The sequence below is a fragment of the Magnetospirillum aberrantis SpK genome (assembly GCF_011022235.1).
Classification (GTDB): domain Bacteria; phylum Pseudomonadota; class Alphaproteobacteria; order Rhodospirillales; family Magnetospirillaceae; genus Magnetospirillum; species Magnetospirillum aberrantis.
The window spans coordinates 1-15,956 of the sequence record NZ_JAAIYP010000031.1 but is presented as its reverse complement, the minus strand read 5'-3'; the positions used below and the strand labels follow the sequence as shown (position 1 = coordinate 15,956).

15 protein-coding genes are annotated in these 15,956 nt (G+C 65.6%); 11 read left to right on the top strand and 4 right to left on the bottom strand.

Annotated features, from left to right (window positions below):
- Nucleotides 1-36 precede the first annotated feature (36 nt).
- The gene (locus G4223_RS05230; RefSeq protein WP_163676032.1) at nucleotides 37-924 is read right to left on the bottom strand and encodes a hypothetical protein; all 888 of its coding nucleotides are present in this window, start codon (nucleotides 922-924) and stop codon (nucleotides 37-39) included.
- Between the two features lie 371 nt (nucleotides 925-1,295).
- Between G4223_RS05230 and G4223_RS05225 the strand changes: the two genes are divergently transcribed.
- From G4223_RS05225 to acnA, 4 genes are all read left to right on the top strand, one after another.
- Entirely contained in the window at nucleotides 1,296-1,565 is a 270-nt protein-coding gene (locus tag G4223_RS05225) for a tudor domain-containing protein (RefSeq protein WP_163676030.1), read from the top strand.
- Nucleotides 1,566-2,050: 485 nt separating this feature from the next.
- A complete protein-coding gene (acnB, locus tag G4223_RS05220; RefSeq protein ID WP_163676027.1) occupies nucleotides 2,051-4,636 on the top strand; it encodes a bifunctional aconitate hydratase 2/2-methylisocitrate dehydratase in 2,586 nt (861 codons plus the stop codon).
- A gap of 130 nt (nucleotides 4,637-4,766) precedes the next feature.
- Nucleotides 4,767-5,255 carry a hypothetical protein gene (locus G4223_RS05215; protein ID WP_163676024.1) on the top strand — a complete coding sequence of 163 codons (489 nt, stop codon included), beginning with the start codon at nucleotides 4,767-4,769 and terminating at the stop codon, nucleotides 5,253-5,255.
- 125 nt (nucleotides 5,256-5,380) lie between these two features.
- A complete protein-coding gene (acnA, locus tag G4223_RS05210) occupies nucleotides 5,381-8,044 on the top strand; it encodes an aconitate hydratase AcnA (RefSeq protein WP_163676021.1) in 2,664 nt (887 codons plus the stop codon).
- Here acnA and gpt read toward each other — a convergent pair whose 3' ends face one another.
- The gene (gpt, locus tag G4223_RS05205; RefSeq protein WP_163676019.1) at nucleotides 8,045-8,503 is read right to left on the bottom strand and encodes a xanthine phosphoribosyltransferase; all 459 of its coding nucleotides are present in this window, start codon (nucleotides 8,501-8,503) and stop codon (nucleotides 8,045-8,047) included.
- 140 nt (nucleotides 8,504-8,643) lie between these two features.
- On the opposite strand from gpt, the gene G4223_RS05200 reads away from it, so the two are divergent.
- The 3 genes from G4223_RS05200 (at nucleotide 8,644) to G4223_RS05190 (ending at nucleotide 11,571) form a co-directional block, all read left to right on the top strand.
- Complete coding sequence (locus tag G4223_RS05200) at nucleotides 8,644-10,236, top strand: gamma-glutamyltransferase family protein (protein ID WP_163676015.1); 1,593 nt, start codon at nucleotides 8,644-8,646, stop codon at nucleotides 10,234-10,236.
- A 21-nt stretch (nucleotides 10,237-10,257) separates the two neighbouring features.
- Complete coding sequence (locus G4223_RS05195) at nucleotides 10,258-10,527, top strand: hypothetical protein (protein WP_163676013.1); 270 nt, start codon at nucleotides 10,258-10,260, stop codon at nucleotides 10,525-10,527.
- Between the two features lie 186 nt (nucleotides 10,528-10,713).
- On the top strand, nucleotides 10,714-11,571 hold the full coding sequence (locus G4223_RS05190; RefSeq protein WP_241003964.1) for a ZIP family metal transporter: 858 nt from the start codon (nucleotides 10,714-10,716) through the stop codon (nucleotides 11,569-11,571).
- A 19-nt stretch (nucleotides 11,572-11,590) separates the two neighbouring features.
- Here G4223_RS05190 and G4223_RS05185 read toward each other — a convergent pair whose 3' ends face one another.
- On the bottom strand, nucleotides 11,591-12,604 hold the full coding sequence (locus G4223_RS05185; RefSeq protein ID WP_163676007.1) for a polysaccharide deacetylase family protein: 1,014 nt from the start codon (nucleotides 12,602-12,604) through the stop codon (nucleotides 11,591-11,593).
- 96 nt (nucleotides 12,605-12,700) lie between these two features.
- Here G4223_RS05185 and G4223_RS05180 point away from each other — a divergent pair, with 96 nt between their 5' ends.
- A complete protein-coding gene (locus G4223_RS05180) occupies nucleotides 12,701-13,291 on the top strand; it encodes a malonic semialdehyde reductase (protein ID WP_163676004.1) in 591 nt (196 codons plus the stop codon).
- A gap of 4 nt (nucleotides 13,292-13,295) precedes the next feature.
- Here G4223_RS05180 and G4223_RS05175 read toward each other — a convergent pair whose 3' ends face one another.
- Nucleotides 13,296-13,787, bottom strand: coding sequence for a metal-dependent hydrolase (locus tag G4223_RS05175; protein WP_163676001.1), 492 nt, complete (start codon nucleotides 13,785-13,787; stop codon nucleotides 13,296-13,298).
- Nucleotides 13,788-13,913: 126 nt separating this feature from the next.
- Here G4223_RS05175 and G4223_RS05170 point away from each other — a divergent pair, with 126 nt between their 5' ends.
- From G4223_RS05170 to G4223_RS05160, 3 genes are all read left to right on the top strand, one after another.
- Entirely contained in the window at nucleotides 13,914-14,432 is a 519-nt protein-coding gene (locus G4223_RS05170) for a bacteriohemerythrin (protein WP_163675998.1), read from the top strand.
- A 36-nt stretch (nucleotides 14,433-14,468) separates the two neighbouring features.
- A complete protein-coding gene (gene cobA / locus G4223_RS05165) occupies nucleotides 14,469-15,278 on the top strand; it encodes a uroporphyrinogen-III C-methyltransferase (RefSeq protein ID WP_163675995.1) in 810 nt (269 codons plus the stop codon).
- 19 nt (nucleotides 15,279-15,297) lie between these two features.
- Nucleotides 15,298-15,956 (top strand): sulfite exporter TauE/SafE family protein (locus tag G4223_RS05160; RefSeq protein ID WP_163675992.1); only part of this gene is annotated, 659 nt, incomplete at its 3' end.

The following is a 15,956-nucleotide window of genomic DNA, read 5'->3' as shown; positions in this document are numbered from 1 at the left end:
CATGCCTGAAAGAGCGGAACAGTATGTGTCTTTAGCTTAAGAATGGCGGGATGGGTGTTTCAGGGGAACCAAAACCGGCAGCGTCTGGACCGTGAGCAGGCCGCGCAAGCCATCAGGAACATGCGATAAACTAATAAATTTGGGGAGCGATGTATCATCATTTCCCATAGCGGGTGCATTGAACAACGCATAAAGATCTTCTTGCCACCCCAACGCATCCTGGCGAACTAATGCAATGTTAGTAGCAGCAGGGCTGTTTCTAAAATCAACCGACATGCCAACACGAATACCGAGCATTTGGTCTACGTTCCATTGGCTATCATCACCTCTATCAAAAAAATAGATAGCATGATTTTCTTTTTCTATGTCCTTTCCAACCAAAAGGACATATCCACCTTGCATCGGCAATACCGCACCTGTGTATGTCAACGTGACCTCGCTGTGAACGAACGACGATACGCTGTTAACAACGGAAATCTCTAGACGCGACACGATGATGCCGTTGGAGGGATTGAACGACGGACGAATCGCGACGTAGTTTCCAGCCAGGGAAACCAGCTCGATTTCTGTGGTCAGCGCATTGCCATCGTACAGTCCGTTTTGTGTCAACGACGCAACAAAACCACGGACTGGATTTTGTTCGGCTTTCTCGATGGCTTCTTGTAAAAAACGTGGCCCTTCATCCCAGTCTCGGGCTGTCAGACCGAAGACGTCCAGAACCCAATGCAGGTGACCGCTGGTGGGTTTCACCTCGCCTCGGCACCAACGGTAAACCGATGGGAATGTTAACTTATGTGCAACGCACAAGGCATTGGCCAGATCAACAGGTTCCCAATGCCGAGATCTGAGCAGCAGGCGAAATTTCTCCACCTGTTCTGGATATTTGGGCGGCTTTCGACACTTCCGGCGACCAGGATCTCGCATTTGCCCATCTCCTTGGACGGAAATCTCCCATAAGTTGAAAATTCAGTCAACACGACTCCAGGAGTCGCAGTGATGCATCTCCCAACCCTAAGGATTAAATAGGCACGCGATTCCTGACGACTCCGGTTCGCATCCGTCGTTTTAGAAAGCCTTGCGTGTCTTGGGGGAATTGAAGATTCTGAATGTGCTGGCTCAGGTAACGAGGAACGTCCTGAAAACAGCACGGCGCCTCTTCTGCGAAAAGAGGCGCCGGCAGCGAAACCATCCGGGGTCAACCCCTATGGCATCGTAGAAGTCTTGACTATAGGACTAACTTATCCCGTGTCAAGGCTTTGCTGGGGGCGACTCTCCGGAAACCGAGGAGAAAGCCCATGGTTATTTCTCATAAAGAAATGGGGAATCAGCCGCCCAGTGTCGGCGGCGGCGAAATCACGCCGCTGCTCTATGCCACTCCGTCAAAGTCCACCGTTCGCCCTTGGTTAGGCGCCGCTGTCTGGGTGCGTTCGGCGGAACGGCCGGCCAGGGTGATCGGACTGAACCCCCACAACCATACCTACAGCGTTCGGTTCGAAGACAATCTTATTCTTGAGGTCGAGGCGAATGACCTACGCGATTCCGCAATGGCATGGCGCCGGAATTAACCCCTGAAATGCGTAACGCGCCTCACTCCGGTGGGGCGCGTTATATCAATGGACGCCTTCAAACGCCGGACGCTTGTTTCCACTCGTTTGGTTCCCGCGCCATAGGCCGCTCGGTCGCGCCTGCAACCGCATGCACAAACGCACACCTCACCCAGAATCGAAACGGCCGGCGCGCAAAGGGGGGAAACGCGCCGGCCGCCACTCGATCCCGGTGGCCAACCGCCGAAAGGTCCGGGAATCCGGCGGTGGCGCTCAAGGGGACTTCCGGGAGCCCCTAGGAAGCCGTCGGAATGTGGCGAATTTATGGGGCGGTTTGCCGCCGTTCCGGGTGGGTGGGGTGGTGGACGCCCCGCCCGAACGGATAGTCAGTGCTGGACTCGGGCGCGAATTTATGGTGTAAGCGCAGGCGCATCCGGCTCTCTCGTCGTGGACCGACGGCGGGGCTGGTCCACCAATTTCAAAACACAGCCCTGCGGAGGATGTCCGTGCTTGAAGCCTATCGCCAGCATGTCGCCGAGCGTGCCGCCCTCGGGATTCCCCCCCTGCCGCTGTCTGCCAAGCAGACCGAGGACCTGATCGCGCTGTTGCAGAGCCCGCCCAAGGGCGAGGAAGCCGCGCTGGTCGAGCTGATCACTCACCGCGTTCCGGCCGGCGTCGATGACGCAGCCAAGGTCAAGGCGGCGTTCCTGAACGACATCGCCAAGGGTGCGGTCACCTGCCCGCTGATCGACCGGGCCAAGGCCACCGAGCTGCTGGGCACCATGCTGGGCGGCTTCAACATCAAGCCGCTGATCGAGCTGTTGGACGATTCCGTCGTCGGCACCGTGGCGGCCGAGGGTCTGAAGAAGACCCTGCTGGTGTTCGACTATTTCCACGACGTCAAGGAACTGGCCGACAAGGGCAGCGCCAATGCGCGTGCGGTGATCCAGTCCTGGGCCGACGCCGAGTGGTTCACCTCGCGTCCCGAGGTTCCCGCCTCGCTGACCGTGACCATCTTCAAGGTGTCGGGCGAGACCAACACCGACGACCTGTCGCCGGCCCCCGACGCCTGGAGCCGCCCCGACATCCCGCTGCATGCCCTGGCCATGCTGAAGAACCCGCGCCCCGGCATCGAGCCGGAAGAGGCCGGTGTCCGTGGTCCGGTCAAGTTCCTCGAGGATTTGCGGGCCAAGGGCAACCTGGTCGCCTATGTGGGCGACGTGGTCGGCACCGGGTCCTCGCGCAAGTCCGCCACCAATTCGGTGCTGTGGTTCACCGGCGAGGACATCCCGTTCGTGCCGAACAAGCGTTTCGGCGGCGTTTGCCTGGGCACCAAGATCGCCCCGATCTTCTACAACACCATGGAAGACGCCGGCGCCCTGCCGATCGAGCTGGACGTCAACCAGATGAACATGGGCGACGTGGTCGAGCTGCGTCCCTATGAGGGCAAGGCGCTGAAGAACGGCGCCGTCATCGCCGAGTTCACCGTCAAGTCCGAGGTGATCTTCGACGAGGTGCGCGCCGGCGGCCGTATTCCGCTGATCATCGGCCGCGGCCTGACCGCCAAGGCGCGCGAGGCCCTGGGTCTGGCCCCGTCCACCCTGTTCCGCCTGCCGGGCGTGCCCGCCGACACCGGCAAGGGCTTCAGCCTCGCGCAGAAGATGGTCGGCCGCGCCTGTGGCCTGCCCGAGGGCAAGGGCGTGCGCCCCGGCACCTATTGCGAACCCAAGATGACCACCGTGGGCAGCCAGGACACCACCGGTCCGATGACCCGCGACGAGTTGAAGGACCTGGCCTGCCTGGGCTTCTCGGCCGATCTGGTCATGCAGTCGTTCTGCCATACCGCCGCCTATCCCAAGTTGGTGGACGTCGAGACCCACCGCACCCTGCCGACCTTCATCAGCACCCGTGGCGGCGTGGCCCTGCGTCCCGGCGACGGCGTCATCCATTCCTGGCTGAACCGCCTGCTGCTGCCCGACACCGTGGGCACCGGCGGCGATAGCCACACCCGCTTCCCCATCGGCATTTCCTTCCCGGCCGGTTCCGGTCTGGTGGCCTTCGCCGCCGCCACCGGCGTCATGCCGCTGGACATGCCGGAATCGGTGCTGGTGCGCTTCAAGGGCGCGTTGCAGCCGGGCGTCACCCTGCGTGACCTGGTCAACGCCATTCCGCTCTACGCCATCCGCCAGGGCCTGCTGACCGTCGAGAAGAAGGGCAAGAAGAACGTCTTCTCCGGCCGCATCCTGGAGATCGAGGGCCTGCCCGACCTCAAGGTCGAACAGGCGTTCGAGCTGACCGACGCCTCGGCCGAACGCTCCGCCGCCGGCTGCACCGTGCGCCTCAACAAGGAACCGATCATCGAGTACATGAACTCGAACATCACCTTGATGAAGTGGATGATCGCCAACGGTTACGAGGACGCCCGCACGCTGGGCCGCCGCATCAAGGCCATGGAAGCCTGGATCGCCAAGCCCGAACTGCTGCAACCCGATGCCGACGCCGACTACGCTGCGGTGATCGAGATCGATCTGGCCGACATCAAGGAACCGATCGTCGCCTGCCCGAACGATCCCGACGACGTCAAGCTGTTGTCGGAAGTCGCCGGCGACAAGATCGACGAGGTGTTCATCGGCTCGTGCATGACCAACATCGGCCATTTCCGCGCCGCCGGTAAGATCCTGAACGGCAAGTCGGACATCCCGACCCGCCTGTGGATCGCGCCGCCGACCAAGATGGATGCCATGATCCTGACCGAGGAAGGCTATTACGGCGTTCTCGGCAAGGCCGGCGCCCGCATGGAAATGCCCGGCTGCTCGCTTTGCATGGGCAACCAGGCCCAGGTGCGCAAGGGCTCGACCGCCATGTCCACCTCGACCCGCAATTTCCCCAACCGCCTGGGCATCGACACCCGTGTCTACCTGGGCTCGGCCGAACTGGCCGCCGTCTGCGCGCTCTTGGGCAAGATCCCCAGCCCGGCCGAATACCTGGATCAGGTCAGCGGCCTTGCCGCCAAGGCCGGCGACGTCTACCGCTACATGAACTTCGACCAGATCGATGCGTTCCGCAAGGTCGCGGATACCGTCGCGGTCTAAGTGATATAACAAGAAGAGCGCTCAAGCCTTCATCCCCCGCCGGGCGACCGGCGGGGGTTTTTCTTTGCCTGCCTTGACACCCCACGATCCGGGGTGCTGAGATTCCCCGCAACTTCGACGGATGGTCCCATTGTACGCGGTCGACAGGCACGACAAGGTGGTTCCTTATACGGACCTGCCGCAATCCTCCACCGTCGAGGGGCCGCTTGTCCTCGCCACCGACAACGCCCTCATCCTGGCCTACGAGTTGGCCCCCGTCGCGCAGGACGGCCCCGAAACCATCGTCGTGGTGAAATTCGAGCGCCCCCGATGCCACTATCTCGGCGGACCGAATGACGAGGCGCGCAACGGCCACCCGCTGATGGGGCGCGGCCTGGGTTTCCATGGACTCTACGAGGTCCTGAATTCCTCGTGGATCCGTTCCCTGGAGCGGATGAACCGCGTCCATCCGCGCCATGACACCCGGCTGTTTGAGGGGCTCAGGCATTTCATCATCTGTTTCCAGGACGCGACGTTCGAATGCGTCGCCCATGGCGCATCCCGCGTCGCGGCGGTCGAGGAAGAAGTCCGGCTTTCTGGCGACCTTCTGGCACTGATGGAAAAACATCTGAGGGGGTAGGAGGACGCAGAAAATCCCATCCGGGATTTGTCCGGTCAGGCTGCGAAAAGCATGCCCCCGACTTTCGCTTGGCTGGTCGCCTTCCCTGTCGGCACCTACATTAGGGACAGCAAGGAGGTGACCCCATGTCGACCCTTGGCCAAGACACCCTAAAGACCCGCCGCACTCTCACCGTGGGCGACAAGGCCTATGCCTATTACAGCCTGAAGGCCGCCGAGGCGGCGGTGGGCGACGTTTCGTGCCTGCCGTTCAGTCTCAAGGTGCTGTTGGAGAACCTGCTGCGGTTCGAGGACGGGCGTAGCGTCACCGCCGACGACATCCGGGCCGTGGCGGCCTGGACAACGGATCGCGGCCGCGCCGGACACGAGATCGCCTTTCGCCCCGCCCGCGTGCTGATGCAGGACTTCACCGGCGTTCCGGCGGTGGTCGACCTGGCGGCCATGCGCGACGCCATGGCCGCCCTGGGCGGCGACCCGGCCCGTATCAATCCCCAGGTGCCGGTCGATCTGGTGATCGACCATTCGGTCATGGTCGATTCCTGGGGCGGCCCGGATTCCCTGGCCCGCAACATGGAACTGGAATTCGCCCGCAACGGCGAACGCTATGCCTTTTTGCGCTGGGGCCAGGGAGCGTTCGACAATTTCCGCGTGGTGCCGCCCGGCACCGGCATCTGCCATCAGGTGAACTGCGAATATCTGGCCCAAGTGGCGTGGAGCGCCGACGGGCTGGTTTATCCCGACACCCTGGTCGGCACCGACAGCCACACCACCATGGTCGGCGGCATGGCGGTGCTGGGCTGGGGCGTCGGCGGCATCGAAGCCGAGGCGGCCATGCTGGGCCAGCCCCTGTCCATGCTGATCCCCGAGGTGGTGGGTTTTCGCCTGTCGGGGTCCTTGCGCGAGGGGGTGACCGCCACCGATCTGGTGCTGACGGTAACCGAGATGTTGCGGGCCAAGGGGGTGGTCGGCAAGTTCGTCGAATTCTTCGGTCCCGGCCTGTCGTCCATGGCGCTGCCCGACCGTCTGACCATCGGCAACATGGCCCCCGAATACGGCGCCACCTGCGGCTTCTTCCCCATCGACGCCGAAACCTTGCGTTTCCTGGCCTTCACCGGCCGCGACCCGCACCGGGTGGCCCTGGTCGAGGCCTATGCCCGCGCCCAAGGGCTGTGGCGCGACGAAACCACCCCAGATCCCCTTTTCACCGAAACGCTGGAATTGGAACTGGGCACGGTCGAACCGTCGCTGTCCGGCCCCAAGCGCCCCCAGGACCGGGTGGCGCTGTCGGCGGCCAAGGCCGGGTTCGACACATTCGTTCCCGCAGCGGAACAATCTCCGCGTGTACCGTTGTCCAACGGGCGCGGCGATCTGGGCCATGGTGACGTGGTGATCGCCGCCATCACGTCGTGCACCAACACCTCGAACCCGTCGGTAATGCTCGCCGCCGGATTGGTGGCGCAAAAGGCGGTGGCGCGCGGCCTGCGGGTCAAACCATGGGTCAAGACCTCGCTGGCGCCGGGATCGCAGGTGGTACCCGACTATCTTGCCGCGGCCGGCCTTCAGGAGTCCCTGGACAGCCTGGGCTTCACCGTCGCCGGTTTCGGCTGCACCACCTGCATCGGCAATTCCGGGCCGCTGGACCCGGCCATCGCCGAAGCCATCGACGGCAACAATCTGGTGGTCGCCGCCGTCTTGTCGGGCAACCGCAACTTCGAAGGCCGCATCAGCCCGCACGTCAAGGCCAACTACCTGGCCTCGCCACCCCTGGTGGTGGCTTATGCCCTGGCCGGCAGCATGCGCCTGGACCTGTCCCGCGATCCCTTGGGAATCGGCGCCGATGGCCAGCCGGTCCATCTGCACGACATCTGGCCCAGCACCGCCGAGATCCAGGCGGCCATGGAACGTGCCCTGAGCCCCGATTCCTATCGCCGCCGCTATGCCGACGTGTTCAAGGGGCCGGCGCTGTGGCAACAGGTGCCGGTGACCACCGGCCAGACCTATGATTGGCCGGCACGGTCCACCTACATCCACCACCCGCCCTATTTCACCGACATGGCGCCCCTGCCGCCCCAAGGCTTCGCCGACATCCAAGGCGCGCGGGCCCTGGCCATCCTGGGCGATTCCATCACCACCGACCACATCAGTCCGGCGGGGTCGATCAAGCCCAGCAGCCCGGCCGGCACATGGCTGGTGGCCCATGGCGTGGCGCCGGCCGACTTCAATTCCTATGGTTCGCGACGCGGCCACGACGCGGTGATGACCCGCGGCACCTTGGCCAACGTCCGTATCCGAAACGAAATCGCGCCGGGTCACGAAGGCGGCGTCACCCGGCTGAACGGCGCGGGCGAAGTGTTGTCCATCTTCGACGCCGCCATGGCCTATCAAGCCCAAGGCACGCCCCTGGTGGTGGTCGCCGGCAAGGAATACGGCACCGGATCAAGCCGCGACTGGGCGGCCAAGGGCACCTATCTTCTGGGGGTCAAGGCGGTGGTGGCGGAAAGCTTCGAACGCATCCACCGCTCCAATCTGGTGGGCATGGGGGTGCTGCCGCTACAATTCCCGGCCGGCACCGACCGCAAGATTCTAGGCCTAGACGGGACCGAAACATTCTCGGTCCGGGGCCTGTCGGAGGGGTTGAAGCCACGCCAGACCCTGACGTTGGAGATCACCCATGCCGACGGCCGACGGCATCAGGTGCCGGTATTGTGCCGGATCGACACCGTGGACGAGGTTGAATACTTCCGCCACGGCGGCATCCTGCATTACGTGCTGCGCAGCCTGGCCGGCTGATCAGCTGCCCTTGCCCGGCGGCTCCCAGGGAAAGGCGACCCAGGTGCTTTGGGCGAACACGGTGGCGAAGGTGTCGACCAGCGGCTGGCCCTTGGGCTTGGCGTAAACGGTAGCGAAATGAGCCTTGGGCAACATGCCGCGCAACACCTGAAGGGTGGCGCCGGTGTCCACCAGATCGTCCACCACCAACCAGCCGGCCCCGTCGCCGGCCAGGGTCTTCAACACCTGGGGATCGCGGATGTCGCGGTCGTCATAGGTGGACACGCACACGGTCTCCACCAGATGGATATCCAACTCGCGCGACAGGATGGCGGCCGGCACCAGCCCGCCGCGCGTCACCGCGACGATGCCACAAAACGCCGGCAGTTCGGCCAGCATGCCGGCCAGGATGCGGGTATCGCGGTGAACGTCCTCCCACGACAGCGGCAGGGTGGAGATGGTGTGGGGAGGGGTGGTCATGGCGAAGAGTCCGATAGGGTGGTCGGGCATTACATATCCAGAAAATGACCGAATTCAAATTTTTCCCGGCCGCGCTCTGGACGGCCTGGGTCCGGCTGCGCGATAACAGGGGTCAGCTCACGCACCGCAAGGGACGGGACATGCTCAATACGCCCATGGGCCGCCGGGGAATGGTGACCACCCCCCACCACCTCGCCTCGCAAGCGGGACTGGCGGTTCTGCGCGAAGGCGGCAACGCCATCGAGGCGGCCCTCGCCGCCGCCGCCACCCTGACCGTGGTCTATCCGCACATGACGGGCCTGGGCGGCGACGGCTTCTGGCTGATCGCCGAACCGGGCAAGCCGCCCATTTCCATCGACGGTTCGGGCGCCTCGGGCGGGGCGGTGCACCGCGACCTTTATCGCGCCGAACGCCTGAAGGCCGTTCCGGCGCGCGGCGGGCTGGCCGCCAACACGGTGGCCGGCGCGGTGTCGGGATGGCAACTGGCGCTCGACCTGTCGGAACAATGGGGCGGCGGCATGCCGCTGGAGCGGCTGTTCGAGGACGCCATCCATTACGCCCGCAACGGCTTCGCCCTCACCGCCCACCAGGAGGCGGCGACACGCGGCAATCTGGCGACGTTGCGCAAGGTGCCGGGCTTCGCACAAACGTTCCTTATCCGCAACAAAGCCCCGGCCGCCGGCACCCTGATGACGCAGCCGGGTCTGGCGGCGACGCTGGAACGGCTGGCCGAGGTGGGGCTGGACGATTTCTATCGCGGCGACATCGCGCAAGCCATGGCCGCCGACCTGCGCGAGGCCGGCTCGCCGCTCAGAGGCGACGATCTGGCGCGCCATCGCGGCATGCGCCGACGGCCGTTGTCGCTGTCGCTGGCCGGCGGCACCTTGTTCAACACCGCGCCGCCGACCCAAGGGCTGGCGTCGCTGATCCTGTTGGGGGTGTTCCAGCGTCTGGGGGCGGCACAGCCTGACGAAGCCGGCTGGATCCATGCCCTGGTCGAGGCCACCAAGATCGCCTATCGCGTCCGCGACAGCCACATCACCGACCCGCATCGCATGTCGGTGCACGCCACCACCTACCTGTCCGACCACCTATTGGACCGGCTGGCGGCCGAAATCGATCCCGGCCGCGCCCAGGCATCGACCCAGGTGCTGGGCGACGGCGACACGGTGTGGCTGGGCGTGGTCGACGGCCAGGGCCGCGCCGTCAGCTTCATCCAAAGCCTATTCCACGCCTTCGGGTCCGGGGTGGTGCTGCCGCAGACCGGAGTGGTGTGGCACAATCGCGGCGTCTCGTTCTCGCTTGATCCCGACCATCGCAACGCCCTGGAACCCCGGCGCAAGCCGTTCCACACCCTGTCGCCAGCCCTGGCCCGGCTCAAGGACGGCCGGACCATGGTGTGGGGAACCATGGGCGGCGATTCGCAACCGCAAATTCAGGCCCAGATCTTCGCCCGCGCCATCCTGGCCGGCCAGCCGCTTCAGGCGGCCCTGACCGCGCCACGCTTCGTCTTCGGCCGTGGCGCCGATGGGGCAAGCGGAACCGACCTCAAGCTGGAAAGCCGGTTCGCCCCCGATCTGGCGGAAACGCTGACGGCCCTGGGCCACGACGTCGCGATGGTCGCGCCGTTCGACGGGTCCATGGGTCATGCCGGCGCCCTGGTGCGCCGCGCCGACGGCATGATCGAAGGGGCGGCCGACCCCCGTGCCGATGGCGTCGCCGCCGGCTGGTAATCGTTTCACAAAGGAAACAAGATGTCCGAAATCATGCTGACCCCCATTTCCCCCCGCGACATCGGCGACCGCCCGCTTTTCAACACTGGCCTGTCCGCCGTCGGCCGTGGCGGCGAGGATTACGTCTGCGGCCATTGCGGCCATGTGATGATGCAGGATTTCGGCCTGAGCCGGTTGGAAACGGACATCGTCTTCGTCTGCGGCTCGTGCGGCGGCCACAACGTGTCCGAGGAACTGAAGGGCCGGGTGCCGCCGCCGCCCGCCGGCGAAGGCACGCCGCCTTCCGTGTGAACGCCGCATTAATCGGGCAAGGCGATGACGAGAGGTATAATTATCGTTTTTTCGTGCAGCCTTACAGCCACTACCATGATTTCGCCCTCACTCTGAGAAAGCCGAGCCATGGACAGCCAGAGCACCTCTTCGTCAGTCCCCGCGTCATGGACGGCGCTGTTGCGTCGGCATGCGCAGGAACACGTGATGACCACGCGCGGATTGGCTGTCGCCTTGGGGCTGGTGGTGCTGTTGCTGGGCCAGGGCGTGGTGCGTGCCCTGGCCGGCGACGAGATCGCCTTGCGGGCCGCGCTGATCGGCGGCTTCGCCGGATTCGCCACCACCGCCTTGGGCGCCATGCCGGCATTGGTGTTGCGGACCATTCCGCAGAAACTGCAAGACAGCCTGTTGGGATTCGCCGCCGGCATGATGCTGGCCGCCAGCGCCTTTTCGTTGTTGCTGCCGGGGCTTGAGGCGGGGGCCGAGATCTTGGGCCACAAGGGCCTGGGGGCGGCCGTGGTGGTGGCCGGCATGGCGGTCGGCGTGGTGCTGATGCTGGGCCTGGACGAGTTCACCCCGCACGAGCACGATACCACCGGCCCGTGCGGTGCCGGACACGAACGGTGCGGCCGCGCCTGGCTGTTCGTGTTCGCCATCGCCCTGCACAACCTGCCCGAAGGCATGGCCATCGGCGTCAGCTTCGCCAATGGCGACCTGAGCGTCGGCTTGCCGCTGACCACCGCCATCGCCCTTCAGGACATCCCCGAGGGTCTGGCGGTGGCCCTGGCGCTGCGGGCCGCCGGCTTCCGCCCATTGGTGGCGGTGGCGGTGGCCGCGGCCAGCGGCATTCTGGAACCGTTGGGGGCGTTGATGGGCGTCAGCCTGTCCAGCGGCCTGGCGCCGGCCTATCCGCTGGGGCTGGGATTGGCGGCGGGGGCGATGATCTTCGTGGTCTCGCACGAGGTCATTCCCGAAACCCACCGCAACGGCCACCAGACCCCGGCGACATTGGGGCTGATGGCCGGATTCGCGCTGATGATGGTGCTGGACACCACCTTGGGCTGAAAGCCGGGCAACGGCTCTTTCATTCCACCAGGAATTGCCAGCCGAACCACCGCCAGCGCCCTTCCAATGTCGGCGCGGTGCAGTTGATGCGCGAGCGGCCCGGCGGCAGCGGCTTGCTCATGCGGACTTCGACCCGTGGGCCAAGGCGTTCGATGACGGCGCGGCCCTCGTGCGAGATGTAGCAGGCCAGAAGCTCGGTTCCCGGTTCCTCGGGGGCCAGGGTGAAGCCGAAGGCCGGGGGATTGGCGGTCAGACGCGGGTCGTCGGGGGTGACGTCCACCGCCGGCAACGGCAGCGACCGCACGGCGAGACGGAAACGTTCGACCTCGCCATAGGTCTCGTTCAGCGGAAAGCGCGGCATGAACCAGGGGTCCGAGCCCTTCCACATCGGCCCCGAATGCTGGCCGAACGCCATCTTGAAGCCCGCGGCGCGGATCGCCTGGGCCGCCTCGCGGCTCATCTCGCCGTAGGGCCAGGCGAAAAGGTCCGGGGCGTGGCCCAGTTCGGAAACGAAACGATCCCTGGCCCGCGCCACGTCGGCGCTCACCTCGTCCGCCGTCATCAGGGCCATGTGAACATGGCCGGCGCCCTTGCTGCCGATGGTGACCAGACCAGACGCCGCCATTTCCCGCACCTGGTCCCAGTTCAGGCGGTCGGAAGATTCGCGGTCGATTTCGTCGGTGGACAGGAACAAGGTGAAGGGCAGGCGCGCCGCCCTGAAGCGCGGCCACGCCGCTTCCCACACCGAAAGCGCCGAATCGTCCACGCTCAGGACCACCGCCTTGTCGGGAAGCGCGGTTCCCGCTTGCAGCGCCGCCACCACCCGGGGCAGCGCCAATACCGTGTAGCCGCCGCTTTTCAACTCGGCGATCTGGGCTTCCAACTGTTCGATGCGGGTGTTGACGGCCGGCGTGCCGCTCTCTCCGAACCGGTTGTAGGTCACCACCACCGCGCTGTCGGCCGCCCGCGCCGGGGCAATGCCCCAGCCCGCCAGGACGGCAAGCGCCGCAGCCAGAAACACAGTGTTTCTCATTCCCATCTAACCCTTTCCCCGAGGGCGTCCGTAATATGGCGATCGAACACCATCTCGGCGGCAACGATTTCCTAATATAGCGACAGGAGAGACCCGATGACCACCCCGCTCGCGGACAGCGCCCTGGACACCTTGTTCCTGACGGCCCGCACCCATAACCGATTTCTCGACCGCGCGGTACCCGAGGCGTTGCTGCGCCAAGCCTGGGACCTGGCGCGCATGGGACCGACGGCGGTCAACTGCCAGCCCATGCGGGTGGTCTTCGTGCAAGGTTCCGAGGCCAAGGAACGGTTGAAGCCGGCGCTGGCGGCGGGCAACCTGGACAAGACCATGGCCGCCCCGGTCACCGCCATCGTCGCCCTGGACATGGAATTCCATGAAAAGCTGCCGACGCTGTTCCCGCATGCGGACGCGCGGTCGTGGTATGTGGGCAACGACGCGCTGATCGCCGAGACCGCCATGCGCAACGCCACCCTTCAGGGCGCCTATCTGATCCTGGCGCTGCGGTCGCTGGGTCTCGATTGCGGTCCCATGAGCGGTTTCGACCCGGCCGCCGTCGACGCCGCCTTCTTCGCCGGCACGCCGGTCAAGTCCAACTTCCTGATCAACATCGGCTATGGCGACGCCGCTGCCTTGTATCCGCGCGGGCCGCGTCTGGATTTCGACGACGCCTGCCGGATTTTGTAGGACGTTACAGCCTGGGACGCGGCAGGGCGGTGAAATCCACCCCCGCGGCCCAGCCGGCGGCCACCCCGACCGCCGCCACCAAGGCGATCTCCACCGCCGAACCGGTGCGGCACAGGTTGAGGGTGAAACGGCGGCGGCTGGGCCACAACAGCGGCACCCCCGAAGGTGTCAGCGCGTCGGCCAAAAGGTGCGACAGATAGCCCACCACCACCGGCGCCGCCATCCACCCCGTTCCCAGCAACAGCAGCAACGCCAGCCCGGCGGCCACGGCGATGGCCGAATGGGTGACGCCGCGATGGCCGACCACCAGCGACAGCGGGACGGAAATCGCCCGCATCTTGCGCCCGGCCCACGATTGCGGATGGTCGATGTCGGGCAACAGCGACCCCAGCGCCGCCGCCGCCAACGCCTGGGGGTCGGCCGGGTTGCCGCCGCCCAGCTTGGCCACCGCCACCCACAGGGCGGCCCCCACCACCACATGCGAGCCCGCCATCATGACCGGCACGCCTTTGATTCCCTGCGCGCAAAGCGTGCACCCTGACCACAGGGCCATATGGAAATTGAAGTCATTCTCGGGTAAAATCCTTAATTCTTATGGTCAGTTTCCGTTGGGGGAAGCAGGATGTCCATAGCATGGCGCGACGCCATGAGCGTCGGGGACGAAACCATCGACGCCGATCACAAGCATTTGGTCGACCTGATCAACGCTTTCGAGATCGCCATCGCCGGCCAGATCGACCACAAGAAGGTGGCCCGTGTCCTGCTGGGTCTGGTGGAGTACACTGGCGAGCACTTCGCCCGCGAGGAAGAACTTCAGCTCGCCATCCGCTATCCCTATCACGAAAGCCACCGCCGTTCGCATCGCGACGTGCTGCGCAAGCTGTCGGACATCGTCGGCGTGTACACCAAGGCGCCCGCGGGACCGGCGCGCGACCACATGGTGCGCGACCTCGCCAATTTCCTCAAGGAATGGCTGGTGGACCACATCATCCAATCCGATCTGCGCATGAAGCCCTATGTGCTCCAGATGCAGGCGCAAAGGGCCGAGGCCATCCGCCGCAAACGCGAGGCGGTGGCCGCAAGCCAGAAGATGGCCGGCGTCGAACCCCATCTCGAGCCGTTGGGCAAGACGGCGTCGTGATTTGCCGGACGGGCTAAATCGCCTATAGTCCCGTCCATGAAAACGACCGTACCCGATCTTGACCCCATTCCCGGTTTCGCACCCGGCCCCGACTTCGCACCCGGCAGCGTCTGGCTGGTCGGCGCCGGTCCCGGCGATCCCGGCCTGCTCACCCTTTTAGCCTTCCATGCCCTGAAGAACGCCGACCATGTGGTGCACGACGCGCTGGTCGATCCGCGCGTTCTGGCCCTGATCCGGCCGGGCGCGGTGGTGGAAAGCATGGGCAAGCGCGGCGGCCGGGCCAGCCCCAGCCAGTCCGAGATCACCGCGCGACTGTTGGAACTGGCGCTGACCGGCAAGCGGATATTGCGGCTCAAGGGCGGCGACCCCTTCGTGTTCGGCCGTGGCGCCGAGGAGGCCCTGGCCCTGGCCGATGCCGGGGTGCCCTTCCGCGTGGTGCCGGGGGTGACCGCCGGGGTGGGCGGGCTGGCCTATGCCGGCATTCCCGCCACGGCGCGCGACTGCAATTCCTCGGTGGCCTTCGTCACCGGCCACGGCCAGGACGGCGAGGTTCCGGGCGGCTTCGACTGGGACGGTCTGGCCCGCGGGGCGCAGGTTCTGGTGTTCTATATGGCGTTGCGTCACTTGGACAAGGTGGTGGAACGGCTGGTGGCCGCCGGGCGACGGCCGGACGAACCGGTGGCCATCGTGTCGCGGGCCACCACCTCGGCCCAGGTGGTGATGGAAAGCACGCTGGAAAGCGTGGTCGCGGCGCTGGCTGCCCAACCGGTGGAGCCGCCGGCCCTGTTGGTGGTGGGCGGCGTGGTGGGATTGCGGCGACAATTGTCGTGGTGGACCCCGAACTGAAAGCGGATATTCTGCCGTCATGGATTCCCTGGTTACTTCCCTTTCCGCCGGCCTTGCCGTTTGCCGCGTCGCGGTGGTCGACAACGGCGGCCTGCTGTCCAGCCTGTTTCTCACCGGCCTGATCGGCTCGGCCTCGCACTGCACCGGCATGTGCGGCCCCTTCGTGCTCAGTCAGGTGGCGGCCCGGCTGGAACGGGTTCCGGCGGCGGGCATGAGCGAATGGCACCGCCTGTCGGGTGCCGCGCTGGTGCCCTATCACCTGGGGCGGGCCACCTCTTACGCCGTCTTGGGCGCGGTGGGCGGTGCCGCCGCCGGAATCCTGGCGGGATGGGGCGGTTTTCGTTTCCTGGCCGCCGCCTTGCTGGCTCTGGCGGCGATGTTCCTGATGGGCATGGCGGTGCCGCGCCTCAAGCTGCTGCTGGGCACCGCTCCGGCCGGTGAAAGCTGGTGGAGCCGTAGCGTCGGCCGGCTGGCGCGGCCGTTGTTCGCGTCTCCCACCGGCTGGCGCGGCTGGTTGCTGGGGATGTTCCTGGGGTTCATTCCCTGCGGTCTGCTTTATGCCGCCCTGGCCGCCGCCGCCGCCACCGGCGACGCCCTGGCCTCGGCCTTCGGCATGCTGGCTTTCGCCGCCGGCACCGTTCCCGCCCTGGTGGCGGTGGGCGCGGTCGGCCATTTCGC

Excerpts from the sequence above, each read along its gene's own strand:
- G4223_RS05190 (WP_241003964.1), top strand. The coding sequence starts at position 10,714 with ATGACCACGCGCGGATTGGCTGTCGCCTTGGGGCTGGTGGTGCTGTTG.
- G4223_RS05170 (WP_163675998.1), top strand. The coding sequence starts at position 13,914 with ATGTCCATAGCATGGCGCGACGCCATGAGCGTCGGGGACGAAACCATC.
- gpt (WP_163676019.1), bottom strand. The coding sequence starts at position 8,503 with ATGACCACCCCTCCCCACACCATCTCCACCCTGCCGCTGTCGTGGGAG.
- G4223_RS05225 (WP_163676030.1), top strand. The coding sequence starts at position 1,296 with ATGGTTATTTCTCATAAAGAAATGGGGAATCAGCCGCCCAGTGTCGGC.
- G4223_RS05180 (WP_163676004.1), top strand. The coding sequence starts at position 12,701 with ATGACCACCCCGCTCGCGGACAGCGCCCTGGACACCTTGTTCCTGACG.
- G4223_RS05175 (WP_163676001.1), bottom strand. The coding sequence starts at position 13,787 with ATGATGGCGGGCTCGCATGTGGTGGTGGGGGCCGCCCTGTGGGTGGCG.
- G4223_RS05185 (WP_163676007.1), bottom strand. The coding sequence starts at position 12,604 with ATGAGAAACACTGTGTTTCTGGCTGCGGCGCTTGCCGTCCTGGCGGGC.
- acnA (WP_163676021.1), top strand. The coding sequence starts at position 5,381 with ATGTCGACCCTTGGCCAAGACACCCTAAAGACCCGCCGCACTCTCACC.
- cobA (WP_163675995.1), top strand. The coding sequence starts at position 14,469 with ATGAAAACGACCGTACCCGATCTTGACCCCATTCCCGGTTTCGCACCC.
- G4223_RS05195 (WP_163676013.1), top strand. The coding sequence starts at position 10,258 with ATGTCCGAAATCATGCTGACCCCCATTTCCCCCCGCGACATCGGCGAC.
- G4223_RS05230 (WP_163676032.1), bottom strand. The coding sequence starts at position 924 with ATGCGAGATCCTGGTCGCCGGAAGTGTCGAAAGCCGCCCAAATATCCA.
- G4223_RS05200 (WP_163676015.1), top strand. The coding sequence starts at position 8,644 with ATGCTCAATACGCCCATGGGCCGCCGGGGAATGGTGACCACCCCCCAC.